This is a genomic window from Pseudidiomarina halophila, assembly GCF_003987215.1.
GTDB classification, from domain to species: Bacteria; Pseudomonadota; Gammaproteobacteria; order Enterobacterales; family Alteromonadaceae; genus Pseudidiomarina; species Pseudidiomarina halophila.
Map to the genome: position 1 here is coordinate 104,033 of NZ_PIPW01000004.1, position 17,416 is coordinate 121,448.

A 17,416-nucleotide genomic window follows, 5' to 3' on the forward strand; every position below is an offset into this window, starting at 1 on the left:
TTTTAGCATATCGCCAAACGTTCTAGACTTTCCTCAGTGCAAAACGTATGGTTTCAACAAACGCAACGGAGAGGCATGTTATGTGCAACAAAACGGTCGCCATGTTAGCTGGCGTACTTTTTAGTCTTGGCCTGCTGCAGGGATGTGCAACAGCGCCACAAGGAATGAGTGCAGAGCAGTTGTTAGCAGCCAATCAGGTCGAATTTATTCGTCCCTACGAACTATCACGCACTGACGTGGAGTTTATTAGTGCCGGGCCGGTACGTGGCGAGTCTTGCGCGAGCCATTTACTCGCCGACGATGCCACGCAGGATCAAGCACTGATGAGAATGAAGCTTGCCGCGTCCGAGCGGCAGGCAAATCGCGTTGTACTCAAACGCTGCGAACAGGATAATGAAGGCGGTTGCAGTAAGCGTTGGTGGTGTGAAGGTGATGCTTACCAAATGATGCCATTGCAGTAATTGAATTAAGGAGTTGGCTATGCGAACTGCGCAACGCCCTATAGATCTCATTGGGCAAACGGACATGATTCGTGTCCGCTCGCTGTCGGAACTTACCGGTTGTGATATTTGGTTAAAGTTAGAATCCCAGAACCCGGGTGGTTCGATAAAAGATCGTGCTGCCTATCAAATCATCAAAGATGCCCTTGATAGTGGTGAATTAGAGCCTGGCATGACAGTGGTTGAAGGCACTGCCGGTAATACCGGGATAGGCCTGGCCATCGTTGCCCGTTCGTTTGGCTTGAATATGCTGGCGGTAATGCCCAACGATCAGGCGCCGGAAAAAGAGCGCATGATTCGGCTGCATGGTGCGGAATGTAAAACCGTAGACCCAGTGCCGTTTCGTAACGAAAACCACTTTTACCATACTGCGCGCAGACTCGCCGAAAGTCGCGACGATTACTGGTGGGCAAATCAGTTTGAAAATACCAGTAATGCCCGAGCACATTATTTAGGAACCGGGCCGGAGATCTGGCAGCAAACCGAAGGTGGGGTGGATATCCTGGTTTCGGTTGCCGGCACCGGCGGGACCATTGCCGGCTCATCTATGTATTTGAAAGAGCGCAATGAAGCGGTTCAGGTATGGCTGACGGATCCCGATGGCTCAGGTATTTTCAGCTTTTTAGCGCAGGGCGAGTATGTCGCCAGTGGCAGTTCATTCACTGAGGGCATCGGTATCATGCGTCTGGTCGACAACTTCAGACAGGCACGTATCGATGCTGCGGTAAACTTGCCCGATCAGGACTTGTATGCGCTCTCGCGTTATGTCCGTGACCATGACGGGATCGTCCTGGGCAGCAGCTCTGCTTTGAACCTCGCCGGTGCGGTGCAGGCTGCAGCATTGCATGGTCCGGGCAAAACCATTGTAACTTTTGCCTGTGATTTAGGAGAACGTTCGGCGAGTAAACTCTACAACGAAGATTATTTGCGGCAACGCGGTATTATTTTGAAACCTGAGCCTGCGGTAGATTTAGTCGCCCGTTATCGTGATGCGGGTGATCGCGTCTGGTACGCGGCTAAGTAAAACTTAGCCGCATGCGGTAACCGTCGGCGTGCCCAGGATAATAATCGGTAAGCACATCGACAACTTCAAAGTCGTAGCGGCGGTAGAGTTCTATCGCCGCCCGATTGTCTACTTTGACTTCCAGCGAGAGAGCACTCGCACCACCTTGTCTGGCATAAGCCAACGCATGCTCTAACAGTTGTCGACCAACCCCTTGCCCCCGCGCCTGCGTTGCTACCGCGATAGAATAAAGTCGCCATACTGAGCTGTTCTTACGGGTCAGCATCAAGCTGTAGCCAAGCAAGGCGTCAGAGTCTTGCCCTGCGGTAAGTACGAAAACATGTGCCGATGAGCCTTTAAGGAAGCGTTGAAAGCTACGCTTACCAATCTGGCTGTAGTCAAAGGTCGCGGCTTCAAGCGCGACCAGTGCATCAATATCTCCTGCACGCGCAGGGCGTATGAAACTGCTCATTACTTCTCGTCCAGACGCCTCGCAAAGTCGCGCATAATAATGTGATAAAGCTCATCACCCAGCAGTAGATCTTCCACCCCAGAGTCAATTGACGGGTTGTCGTTGATCTCGATGATCACAGGACCTTTGGTGGTGAGTTTCATATCTACACCATAGAGACCGTCGCCGATCAGCCGCGTAGCTTGCAAGGCAGTTTTGACGATATCTTTGGGCACCTGATGTATACCTACGGTTTCAAAGCCACCGGATTTGCTACGACTGGTGCCGCTGGCATGGTTATAAATCTGCCAGTGGTTGCGTGCCATAAAGTACTTACAAGCATAAATAGCACGATTATTTAATATGCCGATGCGCCAATCAAACTCGGTGCGAACAAACTCTTGTGCCAACAAAATGGTCGATTTCTTGAACAGGTCAGCGGCGATGCTCTTGAGTTCATCAATGGATTCAGCTTTCTCTACGCCAATTGAAAATGATCCGTCTGGAATCTTCAACACCACCGGATAGCCAAGACGCTCACCAATCGCCTGATAGTCGATGTCCTGCTGGCTCAGAATCAGCTCGGTGCGCGGCGTTGGGACACGGTGTTTATCCAGCAATTCTTTCAGGAACACCTTATTGGCACACTGCAGAATCGAATGAGGATCATCGATAACAACCATGCCATTGGCTTCTGCTTTTTTCGAAAAGTGATAGGTGTAGTGACTTATCCGCGTGGTTTCACGGATAAACAGCGCGTCGAACTCCAGCAGCCGATTGTAATCGTCGACAGTAATAAGTTCGGCATCAATATCAGCGTCTTTTGCAGCTTTAATAAATTTCTGCAACGCCTTTTTGTCACTGGTCGGAATCGGCTCATTCGGATCATGCAGAATTGCTAAATCATAGCGGTACTCTTTGGGTGCCCGGGCTTTACGCCAGACCCGCTTACTAAAGCTATCCAGAGAGTCACCAAACAACGTCTGTTGTTCATCCTCCAGCTCGCTCAGATTGCCAGCGTAGAGGTTATTGATAAACCAGCGACCCTGATAGCTAAATTCCACCCAAATGATCGGGCAAGGATAGCGATCGAAAATTTGCCGGGCAAAATTCGTTAACTGTGGGTCTTCCGTCTGACCAAAGCAAATGAGTACGCGATGGCGCTCACTTTGTGGCTGCTGACCTAAGTATTTACTTATTTGCTTGTCAGTATTCGCTGGCAGCAACAACTGATAATGCGAGAAGTTCGCCAGGTCGTTGATGGTCGATACTGATGGCAGTACACGTTGTCCGCGGGCTTCAGCCAGCAAACTGACGTAGTAACCGGTAGACAAATAGCTTAAATCACCGCACAAGTTAAGCAGTTGAGCACGCCCTTTGGCGTCTTGCTGCAACAAATAGTCACTTGCGGTGACAATGGATTGACTGGGGTAATAGGGCTGCCAGTCAGTGATTGAATCAAGAATAATTAACGCTGCGTTTTGCATGGGTACCCCGCACTAGAATTGCGCGCATATTTACGGCTAAATTTACGAAAACACAAGTAAAATTTTCAGTAATGCTTCAGAAAAAAGGGTAGCACATCAAAACAAGTGCGCTATCCTTAAATTAAATCAATGTGTTCAATGTTTTGAGGAGAGTTTGCATGCTCACGTTATTAGCGCGATTGCTGCGCGCCCTGAACTCAGAGTCAGGAGCCTGGGCGCTGGCAATAGCCTTCGTACTGGGAATGATTATGGGCTTTACCCCTCTGTGGCGGGTACATAACCTGGTTATTCTGCTCATTGCTTTACTCTTCCGTGTCAATCTCTCCGGTTTCATTTTAAGTTTCGTGATCTGTTCTGGTCTTGCGTTCCTTTTGGATCCGCTATTCCACCAGGTTGGTTTTGCTATTCTGTCCGCCGAGGGGTGGCAACCGGTCTGGCAGGCCATGTACGACTCGGCGTTCTGGCGGGTCGTGCAGTTTCATCACACCATCACTTTAGGCAGCCTCGTTATCAGTCTCGCCTTCGCGCCGATACTTGCCATCGTAAGTTTTTGGCTGGTGAGCCAGTATCGCCGGCGCATACAAACCTGGTTTAACAAGCTCCGTATTGTGCAAGCGCTGAAAGCGAATCGATTCTGGGCTATTTATTCGAATTTGAGAGGGTAACAGCATGGAACAGCATACCGTTCGCCGTAGTGCTTTTCGTTGGCCGGGACTGGTCGCTTTTCTCATCATAGTAGCTTTGATTGCAGCCTTCTCGTGGCTGTTGCTGGACACCATTTTAAAATGGTCGTTGGAGCGCACTTTAGGCACCTTGAACGGTGCTGAAGTGAACATTGAACGGGTCGACCATCAATGGGTGCCATTAACCATCGAAGTGTCCGGTGTGCAGATGACGGACCCGTTGCAGCCTGACTTTAACCGCGTCGCCATCGGCGAGTTGCGCGGTGAGTTAAATTGGGAACAGTTGCTGCTCGGGCGCTTTCACTTTGAACAAGTGGTAAGTACCGGCATCCGCGTGCATACGCCGCGTGAATCGACCGGCGAGGTCTATCAGTTACCCAGCAAAGAACAGATGGGCGGTTGGCTGGGAGAAGGTATGGAGCGTATTCAGTTATCCATGCCTTCAGTTGACGAAGTTATGGAGCGCGTTGACCTCCGCACTCCTACCGCAGTAGCTGAAGCAAAAGAAAGTTTCGGTGAGCAAAAGGAGCGCGTGCAGGATGTGCTGAGTAAACTACCCAGCAAAGAAACTATCGCAGCCTATGAAACTGAGGTAAAGCAATTAACCGAGAGTGAGATTGAAACACCAGCTCAATTGCGGGACAAACAGCAACAATTTGCTGAGCTGAAAGAGAAGTTTGCTGAGGATCGTCAGGCCATAGAAGAATTTAAAGAAGTGGTCGGCGGCGCTGTGGATGAATTAAAGACTCAAATGGAAAAGGTTAAAGCCGCGCCAAAGCGGGATCTTGACCGGGTTCGGGAGTTGATGCAGCTCAACAGTGACGGTTTAAGTGAAATCACCGCTGTTTTGTTTGGTGATCAGGCGCGCCGCTGGGCGGACTACATGTTACTTGCCTACGAGCAGCTTGCACCAATGTTAAAGCGTTCAGCGGATGAAACCGCGGTGCAACCGCCACGCGGCGAGGGGATTTGGTTTTCGTTTACCGGCAGCGATGCGCCACCAGACTTCCTGATTAAAAAAGCCCGCACTGAATTTGCGATAGGGCCAACGGTGCTTGATGTGAACTGGGAAAATATTACCCATCAGCACGAACAACTGGGTCAGCCGACAACATTTCGCGCGCGCGGCGAGAATAATGCGCTTTGGTCATCGCTTCAGCTAAACGGCGAGATGGCGCTGACCGCAACAGGTTTCGATGCACGTCAGGAATGGCGGGTACAGGGCGTTAACCTGGTGCGAACCAAGCTAAGTGAACGCAGCGAACTCGCGGCCACTATCCTGTCTGCGTTGCTTGACAGCGAGGGCAATGTTGCCCTGCGTGACAGTCAGTTCGACGGCAATGCGACGCTGCGTCTAGCTGATATGGTCATCGAGGCGAGTGCCGAAAACCAGTGGGCAGCGGTCATTGCTCAAGCGCTGGAAAGCTTGCAGCGACTCGATATTAACGCTGACATCAAAGGTGCGTTGATGGACCCGGATTTCAGCTTATCCTCAGATCTTGATCGGCAGCTCGGACAAGCTTTGCAAGCCGCAGCGATGGATGCAGCGGAGGGTGAGCTTACGCAATTACGCCAGCGGTTAACCTCAGAAGCTGATGGTTTCGTCGGTGATTATCAGGACGATTTGAGCGAACTCACAAACTTACTGGGTGATGCGGAAAATCGCGAGGCGCGCTTGCAGGAAATGCTGGAAATGAAGTTGCAGAATCAGCTGGAAGATAAAGTGAAAGATAAACTTAAAGGCATACTGGGGAACAATTAGTTCCCCAGTTGTAACTGCAATCAGTCCTCGAGAAAGGCTTTTAAGGTATCAGCTTTACTGGAGATGCTGAACAAGCCATCTAAATGCCCCCAAACTCCTTCAATTTCTTCGTACTGTGGAGCTTTGCCTTGCTGTTCCAGTTCGGTGACCACTTGTTTGGCCAGGTAAGGCTGCAACAAAAGATCGTTGGTTGCTGGCAGGAACAATGTTTTTGCTTTCACCTTGGCTAAGCCGCTGGCTAAATTGTTGTCATGTCCGGCAACAAAAAGTTGATTTGCACGCACCAGGTAAAGCAGGTGATTACCGTCAGCAAGCGGTGCCCGGGTGGCGCTGTTAGCAAATAAGTAATCAAGTACCGGCATACTATTGGTAACGCTTGCTAATGCCCCTTCAGGAAGGACTTCAGGTTTCGGCGCGCGGAGATTCATGATCACCGGATGCATCGCCTGTTGCGTAATCATTGCCAGAGTACTGGTGATGCCGGTTAAAGGAGCCTCGCCGCCGTAGTAATCACCGTTGTTCCAGTTCGGGTCATGGCGGATAGGACGTGCCCAATGCTCAAGTGCCATAATTGTCCAGGCATCCATTGCACCCGCGCCAATCACTGAAACCATACGTTCGACCATATCCGGGTAGGCGATAGACCATTCTAACGCTTGCAGAGAGCCCATTGATGCACCGACAACCGCATGCAATTTAGTAATACCAAGACTCTCTAAAAGCTCGTGCTGAACATTTACGAAGTCACGGATGGTGACCACTGGGAAATCAAGTCCATAGGGCTTGCCGGTCTCCGGATTGATCGAAGCCGGGCCAGTCGTAATCACAGTTGGGTCGTGAGGGAAAGCGTTGACCAGCGTATCTGAGCTAATTACAAAATACTTATTGGTGTCTATGGCTTTACCCGGCCCAATAATGGCGTCCCAGTAGCCGGGCAGGACATCATCGGCTTTGTATTTACCAGCGGCGTGGCTGTTCCCGGAGAAAAAGTGGGTAATCAGAATGACATTATCTTTGGCCGCATTAAGTTCACCGTAACTCTCCCAACCCACTGTGACCTCAGGTATCACCTCACCGCCAAGTGTTGTAAAGTTCTCAAAGGTGAACGACTGCTTTTCTACAAAGGCTGCATCAGCATCGGTTTGCGCGTGGCAACCGTTGCTAAGCAGCAGAATAAAGAAGCTAAGAATAATGACTATTGAACGTTGCATAGCAGACTCCCGTTACGCGTCAGATGAGCGCTCAAGCAAGTAATTTTCATACTGCTTGCGCAATTCGTTTTTTATCAGTTTCCCGGTGCCGGTATGTGGCAGTTCGGGCACAATCAGAATATCGTCGGGCATCCACCATTTGGCAATTTTCCCTTCAAAGAAGGTGTATAGAGTTTCTTTATCGATGGTTTTACCTTTATTAGCGACAACTAACAACAACGGCCGCTCGTCCCACTTCGGATGCTTTACGCCGATAACACAGCTTTCGTTAACCGCCGGATGCTGGCTACAGATGTTTTCGATATCTAACGAGCTGATCCATTCACCGCCACTTTTAATGACATCTTTTTTACGGTCCACTACCTTCATGTAGCCCTGCGGATCAATGACTGCGATATCGCCCGTCGCCAACCATCCGTCCGCAAAGGTATCAGGGTCACTGCGTTGGTAGTAGCTATTGGCAATCCATGGTCCGCGGACACGCAGTTCACCGCTGGTTTCGCCATCGTGCGGTAAAGCTTCACCGTTGGCATCGACAATTTGCATATCCACGCCAAAGCAAGCGCGGCCGGCTGTAGTTTGAATGCGGTAACGCTCTTCACGGGGCAGGGCCAGCAGGTTTGGCTCTGGCGGCGCAGAACAGGCCAGAGGTCCGGTTTCAGTCATACCCCAGATAGGCTGCCAGTAGACATCGTAGTCTTGATCATAGGTTTTTACTAAACCTAGAGGCGATGCCGCACCACCAACGCAGACACGTTCTAATGACGGCAGGTTCTGTCCGTTTTCAGCCAGGTAATTGTGCAGTGTCAACCAGATGGTGGGTACACCTAAACCTACGGTGACTTGCTCGTTAGCGATTAATTCGTACATTGCGGCGCCATTCATCCCGTTGCCCGGAAGTACCAGCTTACAGCCAGCAAGTGGGGCAGCGTAGGGAGCTCCCCAGGCACCCGCGTGATACATGGCGACCATCGGCATGAGTACAGTACTCGCTCGCAGGTCTAAAAGTTCTGCGCTGACCGTCGCCTGGGCGTGCAGGACCATCGCGCGATGCGAGCTTAAGACGCCCTTAGGATTACCCGTGGTCCCTGAGGTATAGCAAAGTAACGCTGCGCTGTCTTCGGCAAAAGCAGGCCAGTCGTAATGACCGGGGAGTCCGTCCAAAATTTGCTCGTAAGCATGCAATGGATGTTTACAGTGTTCAAGTGGTGGTTGCTGGCAATTGTCGGCCAGTACAATCACCCCTTTTAACTGAGGAACATTGTTGACTACTTCTGCGGCGAGTTCGGCGAAGCAGGCGTCGACAAACAACCAGGTTGCATCTGCATCGTTTAAAATCCATTCAATTTGATCCGCTATCAAGCGCGGGTTGACCGTGTGCAATACCGCACCGATACCGCTAACCGCGTAATAAAGCTCCAAATGGCGGTAGGTGTTCCAGGCCAGCGTGGCAACTCGCTCACCGGGCTGCACTCCAAGCCGTTCGAGCCGATGAGCCAGCTGACAGGTGCGCTGATAGCAATCTGCGTAGCTATAGCGATGAATATCGCCTTCAATTCGGCGGCTCACGATCTCCTGGGTTGGATGGCGGCGTACACCATGGCGCAACAGGTCAATGATCAGAAGCTGACTGGCTTGCATAGCGCCAGGCAGCTGCGGAGTTTTACTCAGAGATGTTTCAAACATTGTTTACAGCCCTTGCTTAAAACAGGTTAAATAATGCTATGGCGATGCTTAAACCGATAAACGGCACCACCACAGTTACGGCTGCGACCGGCCAATATGCGGCCTGATGCGTTTCATTACAAATTGCCCGAATGGTGGTGACGACGTAACCATTGTGCGGTAGTGAGTCCAGTGCACCAGAGGAAATAGCGACAATACGATGCAATTGATCGGCATTCACGCCTTGTTCCATATAATGCGGACCAATTTCCGGCAAGGCGATTGCCTGGCCACCGGACGCCGAGCCAGTTAAACCCGCAATGACACTGACAGCGACTGCTGCCCCGACCAGCTCATTACCAGGCAAGTTAGTCATAAAGGTGACCGCATCTGCAAATGCTGGCGTGACTTTGGCAATGCTGCCAAAGCCAACCACCGCAGAGGTATTACCAATAGCAATAAGTGCCCCGGTAGAAGCTTCCCCTACCGCTTTGGACATATTCTGAAAGTACTTGAAGTTAATAATCGTAATCGCCAGAACACCACCGCTCAGGGCGATGATCAAAGCGTTCTGTTTTAGATCTTCGTGAAACAGGAAACTTAGGCTTAACACCACAATAAGAGGAACCAAACCGCTAAAAGGGGAAGGTAGGTCACGTTCGATCAGTAACGGGTCACTTGGCCGCTGCTGAAAGCTTTCACCTTTGGATACTGCGGCTTTTATCATCTTAGTCAGCCACCAGTAGCCAATGATGAACATAACGACTGCAACCACCAATGAAACCTCCCAGGCTGCATAAGGCGAGGTGCCTAAATACTGAATCGGGATCCAGTTCTGAATCTCTGGCGAGCCTGCCGACGTCATAGTGAAGGTAACAGAGCCAAAGGCGAGTGCTGCGGGTATGAAGCGGCGTGGCAAGTTGGCATCTTTAAACAAAGACAGTGCCATCGGGTAGACCGAGAACGCGACCACAAAGACGCTCACCCCACCATAGGTTAGAATCGCACAGGCAAGGACCACAGCGAGTACCGCCTGGCTTTTGCCGAGCTTGCCGATAATCCAATGGGCAACACTATCAGCGGCACCGGTATCTTCCATAAATTTACCGAACAATGAACCCAGCAGGAACATGAAAAACCAGTTGGCAACAAAGCTGGCAAAGCCATCCATATAGGCGCTGACAAAGTTAACATCGCCCTGAAATAAAGGAACACCGCTGGTTAAAGCGACCACAACAGCACACAATGGGGCGCTAATAAATAAATTCATCCCGCGCAGCGTCAGTACAATGAGTAGTACCAGGCCGCCGACTAATCCAATCATGCTTAACATGCATTACCTCGTTGTAGTTATTATTTCGGCTTCTGTTCTTAGTTTGGTGTGATGGCAACATCATGCGTGAGACGCTTGCATAATTACATAGTACTAACGTACAGAATACAAAGCAGGCACTTTGCGCTAGGGTAACTGTGCCATAACAAATAACGTGCCGTAACAGGCACCTTTTATAACAGTACAACAATAACAGTAACCGGGAGAATGACATCATGAGTCAACCCAAGTTTCGTCACTCATTATTGGCGTTAGCTATCGCATCAGTTGTGAGTTTTCCAGCTTATGCGCAAGCGCAAGATGAGCAAGAACAACAGGCAGAAGAAAACGGCAAACTGGAACGTATTGAAGTTACCGCACGCCGTAAAACAGAAAGCTTGCAGGAGGTGCCAGTTTCGGTGTCGTCATTTGGCGCTGGTGATCTTGAACAACTTGGTGTCGAAGACATCACGGAACTTCAGCAACGCATTCCTAATGCAACAATTCAGGTCAGCCGTGGTACCAACTCAACACTTACTGCGTACATCCGCGGTGTTGGTCAGCAGGATCCATTATGGGGATTTGAGCCTGGTGTTGGGGTGTACATTGATGATGTTTATATCGCTCGTCCACAAGGTGCTGTATTGGAAGTATTCGACCTTGAGCGCATTGAAGTACTGCGTGGCCCGCAAGGAACACTTTACGGTAAAAATACCATTGGTGGCGCGCTTAAATACGTGACCAAAGAGCTTACCGGCTACAACGAACTCTCTTTGCAGGGAACCGTAGGTAGTTACAATCAGCGTGATATTAAAATCTCGGGTCAAACGGCCTTAACTGATAACTTTTTTGTTGGCGGTGCTGTAGCCTCTTTGCAACGCGACGGTTTCGGTGAGTACGTGAACACCGGCGACGAGAACTACAATAAAGATCTTTTGACCTACCGGTTATCAGCCAAGTGGTTGTTAAGCGACACTATGGATCTGAAATTCTCCTACGATAAAACTGAAGACGAATCGAACTCGAAAGGCGCGCACCGGTTGTTGACCAGCAGTGTTACTGGCCAGGAACCTTATGAAGATGTTTATGATTCAAATACCGCTATGCCGGTCGATAATCTTGTTGAGACTGAAGGCGCATCGCTGGTATTCAACTGGGACATCAACGCCGAGTGGGATTTTAAATCAGTAACCGCAAGTCGTGAAGGCTACACCGATACTAACATCGACTTCAACGCGACCGGCGAGCCGATTTTCATGGTGCCTGCGATCTATGAAGACGAGCAGTTCACCCAGGAATTCCAGCTGAGCTACACCAATAATTATAACTTCGACTTCGTAGGTGGTGTTTACTACTACGACGGCGAGGCATGTGGTGTGTTTGGTACGGTATTGCCGATGTACCTGGCTGCGTTTGGCGGTGTTACCGTTGATAACGGCGGTTGTGTACAAACGGAAAGCCTGGCGGTCTACGGTCAGGGTAACTATCGCTTTAATGATGACCTGACATTGACGATTGGTGGCCGTTACACCAGTGATGAAAAAGAAGCTGATGTCTTCCGTTACACTTATCTTGGCGTGCACTATATCAACCGCGCTGGCTTAGACACGCCGTATGACCCGAATGAAGTGATTGATACCTTCGGTCAACCTTTCAGTGTGAACTCGAACTTCAATTCACAAGGCGACTGGAGTCGTTTCTCTCCGCACGTAGCGTTAAATTATGACCTGTCAGACGATGTCATGATTTACGGTAGCTACAGTAATGGCTTTAAATCGGGCGGTGTTGATATGCGCGGTGATAAGTCGCTTAACCCGACTATCGATGAGCCTTATGATCCAGAGATTGTTGATACCTTTGAAATTGGTATGAAGTCAGAGTTACTTGATGGCCGTATGCGTCTGAACAGCGCAATCTTCTACTCAGACTATCAGGACATGCAGGTCACAGTGCAACGTGTTGTGGAATCGGGTATTTCATCACAAGTGCTGAACGCCGGCGAGTCAACGGTTAAAGGCTTTGAAGTTGAAACCGTGTTTGCTGCAACTGATACCTTAAACTTCACTGCAATGTTAGGTTATATCGACGCTGAGTTTGACTCAGTTGTCTATGAAGAGCCAGCTACAGGCGAAACCACTGATGTGACCGATGCCTGGTCATTCCAGAACACGCCCGAGTTGACTTATAACTTAGGTATGAACAAGACCTTTGAAATGGAAAGTGGTCAGGTTGTCTGGTCTGCTAACTATGCATTCCGTGATGATACCCAAATGTTTGAAGCACCATCACCGCTCGATCAGGAAAGCTACGGCTTATTGAATACCAGTGTTGTCTGGTACTCAGTTAATGGTCAGTGGAACGTTGGTTTACACGCTAAGAACCTGACTGATGAAGAGTACCGCGTAGGTGGTTACAACTTTGGACCAACCTTCGGTGACGATGCAGTTGTCGCTTATTACGGTGACCCTCGCACATTCTCCCTGAGTGTGGGTTATAAGTTCTAACCCAGGTTAAGTGGTGGTTATCCGCATTTGTGCGGGTAACCACTGACTTTTTTCGTCGGACGCGCTAGCATGAGTACTTCAGTTTCAAGCCAACCAGGTTCAAACATGGCGCGCGCTATAATCGCAGATGACCATCCACTGTTTCGTGCAGCACTTAAGCAAGCTTTAACAGAAACCCTTGATACCCCTATTTTAGAAGCCGCTTCTTTTGAGCAGTTGAGCGATCTGATCCGCAGTCAGCCACAAGTCGAACTGATCTTACTGGATCTCACCATGCCCGGAAATCGTGGCCTGACGGGGTTAACCTCGTTACGTAGTCGCTATCCGGATATCTTAGTTGTTATTGTCTCGGCCAACGAGCAAGTGGGCACAATACGACAAGCGATGGCGTTTGGTGCCAGTGCCTATATTCCGAAATCAATGCCGCTGGCTGAGTTGCAACAAGCAGTGCACGCGGTGTTAGCAGGTGATACCTGGCTACCTGAGCATTTGCGTGATGCGGTGGAAGCGGAAACCCCGACGGAACATGTCGATTTTGCCCAGCGGCTGGAGCAGTTAACCCCGCAACAGTTTCGGGTGCTGGAATGTTTAGCTGATGGCTTGCTGAATAAGCAAATAGCCTACGAGCTCAATGTGCAGGAAACCACCATCAAGCAGCATGTCTCGGCAATTTTGCGTAAGCTCAATGTCATCAATCGCACCCAGGCGGGCATCGTCTTCAAACAGATGCTTAACTCGCCGGATGTTAACGCCGCAACAGACGTTTAATCAGGCGTTTTAACGCTGCTATTTTTATCGGCTTAGAAGCAAAAAGCGCATGCGCGGCGATGACCTCTTCGCGTACGGTTTCATCTGGATCGGCGGAGTTGATGATTGCCGGCGATTTAGTTAAGTCGAAATGTTCGCGGACCTTTTTCAAGACCTCAATACCAGTATCACCCTCATCCAGGTGGTAATCGAAAACCACTAAATCTGGCGCAGCTTCATGCCAGGGTAAGTTTTGCCGCTTGGTAGCGGTCGTAACTGCGGCCCCCCAACTTAGCAACAGCTGCTCCATGGCCTGCAACACACTCGCATCGTTATCTAAAAGCCAGACATTGCAGCCCTGCAGGAATTGTTCTGAATCCAATCGAGCGGTTGGTTTGCTGCGGACGAGCTGGGGTTGCCATGCCACTTCGTTAAAGGTGAGAGTAAAGCAGGTTCCCTGATCTACCTTCGATTCGAGGGAAAGCGGAATTCCGAGCAAACGGCACATGCGATCAACAATAGCCAGGCCTAGTCCTATACCCGGATTATCACCATGTTGATTGACCTGATGAAACTCCCGGAAGATTTTATCGCGCTGATCGCCGGGGATACCGCGTCCCGTATCCATGACGTGCAACTCTGCGCCATTGCCGCGGCGCCGGACACCAATCAGCACCTTGCCACTGTCGGTATAACGCACTGCGTTTGACAGTAAGTTTTGCACAATGCGACCAATCATTTTGCGGTCGGTTAGCAGTTGTAGTCGACTGGGGACATACCTCACCTCGACGGACTTGTCGGCGGCTATGACTTTCTGGTTGTCAACAATCGGCTGGATAATCTCATGCAACGAAACCTTCTGTTTATTTACCGGTAAGTTCCCCGCCTCGAGGCGTGTCATTTCGAGCAGCATGGTAAGAAGTTCTTCGGCATTGTAGAGCGACTGCTGAATTTGCTGGGCCAGTCGTGATTCTTCTCCCTGCAAACGTTGGGTCAGCATGTCGCAAAAGAGGGTTGCGGCGTTGAACGGCTGCATCAAATCATGGCTTACCGCGGCGAAGAATCGTGTTTTACTCTGGTGCGCGCGCTCTTCTGCTTGTTTGGCATCGAGTAGCTGCGCGGTTCTGTCTGCGACCCGCTGTTCGAGTTCTGCATTTATTCTTTCCAGTGCACGCTGGGCCTGCACCAGTTCGGTAATATCCGTATAGGTGGTAACAAAGCCGCCACCCGGCATAGGCGCACCCTGCAGCTCAATAACATGCTCCCCCTGCTGGCGCTGATAACGATAAGCACTACCCTGGCGCAGGTAATTCAGTCGTTTATCAACTTCGGCGGCAATTGCCGCAGAGTTGTCGGCCTGAATGAGCCCGCGCTCAGCGTTGTAACGCAGCAAATCGGCAACTGGCATGCCGGCTTGCAGAAATCCCGGTGGGTACTGAAAAACTTCAACGTAGCGATGATTCCAGGCCACCAGACGCAAGTCCTGATCGATAACACTAATGCCTTGCGGAATGTTTTCTACAGACGCTTGCAGTAATTCGCGGTTAAATTTGTACAGTTGCGAGGCTTCCGTGGCCCAGGTCACCACTTGCGAGATGGGTACCGAAGGTTGCTGTGTCACGGTATCAAGTAGAATGCGGCTCGCCGCACTGCCGATAACCGCGGACAGTTCACGCTCTACCCGGGCGAGTAAAGTACCTGGCACCAGCTCGTCAGCCGGTGCGGTGGTTAAGTCATGCCGAACACGTTCATTTAGTCGTTCCAGCTCCACGGAGTCAAAAAACCTGGCCAGCAGTTGGCGTAATCTGCCCCAGGATATGGGCTGGTGCTGATAAAGTTCAGGGTGGCCACCGGTCGGGTCGGTGAACAGGCGTCGCTGTTGTTGTTCGGTGGTGTTTAACGGACTCAGCCAGGAAGTGACAATGTAGATCACTAAGTTCAGGCCCAGACTAAGTAATACGCCACTGCTAAGTTCGCTATCCGTAAGGCCGCGGTTGAGCTGAATAGATGGAATAAACAACCACCATAACCATAATGCCGTACCGACAGCGATACCGATGCTGGCCCCGGCTTTATTCCCCCTTTGCCATACCAGACCACCTAATAATGCCGGTGCTAATTGCGCCAATAAGGCGAGGGATAACAAGCCCGCATTAACCAGCGGCAAACTGGTTTCGGTGAGCTTATGGAAACCAAAGGCGAGCAGAATAATGCCGGCAATGGTGGTGCGCCGTATTCGCAGAATACGTTTCGGAGTGAAAGTCACGTTACGCAGCCGGCGCTTGGTCGCTCTTAGCCAGAATGGCATCACGACGTCATTTGACATCATTATACTGAGTGCCAGTGTGGCGATAATTACCATGCTGGTTGCCGAGGCTAAGCCGCCAATAAAGGCCACTGTGGTGATCCATGGGTCATTGGCTTGAAGCAGTATGCTGATCATGAACGTGTCAGAGCTTGCTGCAGCGGGTACCAGTAACATGCCCGCCAGAGCTATGGGCAGAATAAACAGGTTTATCGCAAATAAATACAAGGGAAAAGCCCAGCGGGCAGTCCGTAATTCTTCGGGATCAGTGTTTTCGATGTAAATGACATGGAATTGTCTGGGCAGACAAAACATCGAAATAGCGCCGAGCAAAATGTGGGTAACATAGACAAAACCGCCCGCCGGGCGGCCCTGCAAAATACTACTTACATCGGTCGACTGAGCAGCTTGCAGGAAAATATCCGCGACCCCGTCAAATAACTCGTAGCTGACGTAAAGACCTACGCCCATAAAGGCAAGCAGCTTGACCACCGACTCGAAAGCCACTGCATCCATCAGCCCGGAATGCTGCTCAGCTAGGCTCATGCGGCGCGTGCCGAATAAAATTGCAAACATCATCATCGCTAAGGCCACTAGTGCGGCGATATCACCAAACCAGGGTAGGGGCTTATCCGCGAGTCCGGTGACTGCGGCAAAGCTACCGGTAACGGCGCGAAGTTGCAGCGTGATATAGGGCACGATGCCCACGAGGGCGATCAGTGCGACCGCAAGCGCCAGCGTTGGAGACTTGCCATAGCGATGACTGATGACATCCGCAATAGAGGTTAAATTTTGTTGTTTGCAAACATGCAGCAAACGCATTTGTATCCGGTGCGCGAATAAAAAGACCAGCATTGCGCCGACGTAGGTGGGCGCTACGGACCAGCCGTAATAAGCAGACTGTGTGATGGTGCCGTAGAAGGCCCAGGTGGTGCAGTGAATACCCTGGGCAAGGGCGTAGCGGTACGGTTTAATCTGGCCCGGAGGTTTGCGTTCTCCACGGTAAGCGATGCTGTATAAAATGGCGATGTAAGCGACCGCCAGAAAAATTGCAACGCCGGTGCTTAACATGCCTAACGATGCCCTTCGTTATGCTCATGAAAAACATTCAGCGACCACTGCCAGCGGATGGCAGCAAGCCGCAACAACAAAGTCACCAGACCGCCCGCCAAAAGAGCTGTGAGGGCGGTGTAAGGAGCAAGCAGGACATAAACACTGCCGCCGACCAGGCAGGTGGTGGCATAAAGTTCGCCTTTCAGCACCATCGGGATATCGCGTGCCAGAACGTCACGGAGCATCCCGCCAAAACATGCAGTTACTGTGCCCATAACCACACAGACCACTGCCGGAAAGCCCGCTTCGAGAGCTTTTTGTGCACCCATCACGGTAAAGAATGCTAAACCTATGGCGTCGGCAATTAACAGCGTTTTCTGGTGAATATAGTCGCGTAACCGCAACCATAAGATGGTGGTAAAGGCAGCAGCTAAAATGGTGTAGATATAGGTTGGGTCGTAGGCCCAGAACACTGGCAGGTCGAGAATCAGATCGCGCACGGTTCCGCCACCAACAGCGGTCGCCGAGGCAAGCACTACAACGCCAAAGCCATCCATGTTTTTACGGAAAGCCAATAGCGTGCCGGAGACTGCAAAAACTGCAACTCCGAGATGATCAAACCAGTAGAAGAAGGTGTCGATAGCCATTGTAAACTGACGTTTTTTTCCTTTGGTGAGTCCAGTTTGGCATGGATTGTTACAGAAGCCTAGCGATCTGTTGTGCGACATGACTC

Annotated in this window: 13 protein-coding genes; 6 read left to right on the forward strand and 7 right to left on the reverse strand. The window is 50.6% G+C overall.

The genetic code is table 11. The features are described from left to right. Positions 1-80 precede the first annotated feature (80 nt). Both rcsF and CWI69_RS11280 read left to right on the forward strand, forming a co-directional pair. Complete coding sequence (rcsF, locus tag CWI69_RS11275) at positions 81-461, forward strand: Rcs stress response system protein RcsF (RefSeq protein ID WP_157984270.1); 381 nt, start codon at positions 81-83, stop codon at positions 459-461. A gap of 19 nt (positions 462-480) precedes the next feature. After that, complete coding sequence (locus CWI69_RS11280; RefSeq protein ID WP_126764402.1) at positions 481-1,524, forward strand: cysteine synthase A; 1,044 nt, start codon at positions 481-483, stop codon at positions 1,522-1,524. Here CWI69_RS11280 and CWI69_RS11285 read toward each other — a convergent pair. Together CWI69_RS11285 and CWI69_RS11290 are read right to left on the reverse strand one after the other, a co-directional pair. Further along, positions 1,517-1,975, reverse strand: coding sequence for a GNAT family N-acetyltransferase (locus CWI69_RS11285; protein WP_126764403.1), 459 nt, complete (start codon positions 1,973-1,975; stop codon positions 1,517-1,519). The genes CWI69_RS11280 and CWI69_RS11285 overlap by 8 nt on opposite strands. Further along, on the reverse strand, positions 1,975-3,441 hold the full coding sequence (locus CWI69_RS11290; RefSeq protein WP_126764405.1) for a RimK family protein: 1,467 nt from the start codon (positions 3,439-3,441) through the stop codon (positions 1,975-1,977). Before CWI69_RS11290 ends, CWI69_RS11285 begins: the two co-directional genes overlap by 1 nt. Before the next feature lie 158 nt (positions 3,442-3,599). Between CWI69_RS11290 and CWI69_RS11295 the strand changes: the two genes are divergently transcribed. Beyond that, a complete protein-coding gene (locus CWI69_RS11295) occupies positions 3,600-4,106 on the forward strand; it encodes a TIGR03546 family protein (protein ID WP_126764406.1) in 507 nt (168 codons plus the stop codon). Positions 4,107-4,110: 4 nt separating this feature from the next. Beyond that, a complete protein-coding gene (locus CWI69_RS11300; RefSeq protein ID WP_126764408.1) occupies positions 4,111-5,886 on the forward strand; it encodes a TIGR03545 family protein in 1,776 nt (591 codons plus the stop codon). 20 nt (positions 5,887-5,906) lie between these two features. On the opposite strand, the gene CWI69_RS11305 is transcribed toward CWI69_RS11300, so the two are convergent. The 3 genes from CWI69_RS11305 to CWI69_RS11315 are packed head-to-tail and all read right to left on the reverse strand — an operon-like array spanning position 5,907 to position 10,095. After that, a complete protein-coding gene (locus CWI69_RS11305) occupies positions 5,907-7,097 on the reverse strand; it encodes an E22 family MetX-like putative esterase (RefSeq protein WP_126764409.1) in 1,191 nt (396 codons plus the stop codon). 12 nt (positions 7,098-7,109) lie between these two features. Beyond that, positions 7,110-8,783 (reverse strand): long-chain fatty acid--CoA ligase, encoded by a 1,674-nt coding sequence (locus CWI69_RS11310; protein WP_241971108.1) that lies wholly within the window; start codon positions 8,781-8,783, stop codon positions 7,110-7,112. A gap of 16 nt (positions 8,784-8,799) precedes the next feature. Further along, a complete protein-coding gene (locus CWI69_RS11315; protein ID WP_126764410.1) occupies positions 8,800-10,095 on the reverse strand; it encodes a GntP family permease in 1,296 nt (431 codons plus the stop codon). Between the two features lie 215 nt (positions 10,096-10,310). Between CWI69_RS11315 and CWI69_RS11320 the strand changes: the two genes are divergently transcribed. Both CWI69_RS11320 and CWI69_RS11325 read left to right on the forward strand, forming a co-directional pair. Next, positions 10,311-12,578, forward strand: coding sequence for a TonB-dependent receptor (locus CWI69_RS11320; protein ID WP_126764412.1), 2,268 nt, complete (start codon positions 10,311-10,313; stop codon positions 12,576-12,578). Positions 12,579-12,683: 105 nt separating this feature from the next. Continuing rightward, positions 12,684-13,346 (forward strand): response regulator, encoded by a 663-nt coding sequence (locus CWI69_RS11325; RefSeq protein WP_126764413.1) that lies wholly within the window; start codon positions 12,684-12,686, stop codon positions 13,344-13,346. On the opposite strand, the gene CWI69_RS11330 is transcribed toward CWI69_RS11325, so the two are convergent. Next, entirely contained in the window at positions 13,324-16,701 is a 3,378-nt protein-coding gene (locus tag CWI69_RS11330; RefSeq protein ID WP_126764415.1) for a hybrid sensor histidine kinase/response regulator, read from the reverse strand. The two genes, CWI69_RS11325 and CWI69_RS11330, sit on opposite strands and share 23 nt — an antisense overlap. Before the next feature lie 2 nt (positions 16,702-16,703). Continuing rightward, positions 16,704-17,324 carry a trimeric intracellular cation channel family protein gene (locus tag CWI69_RS11335; protein WP_126764510.1) on the reverse strand — a complete coding sequence of 207 codons (621 nt, stop codon included), beginning with the start codon at positions 17,322-17,324 and terminating at the stop codon, positions 16,704-16,706. Positions 17,325-17,416: the final 92 nt, after the last annotated feature.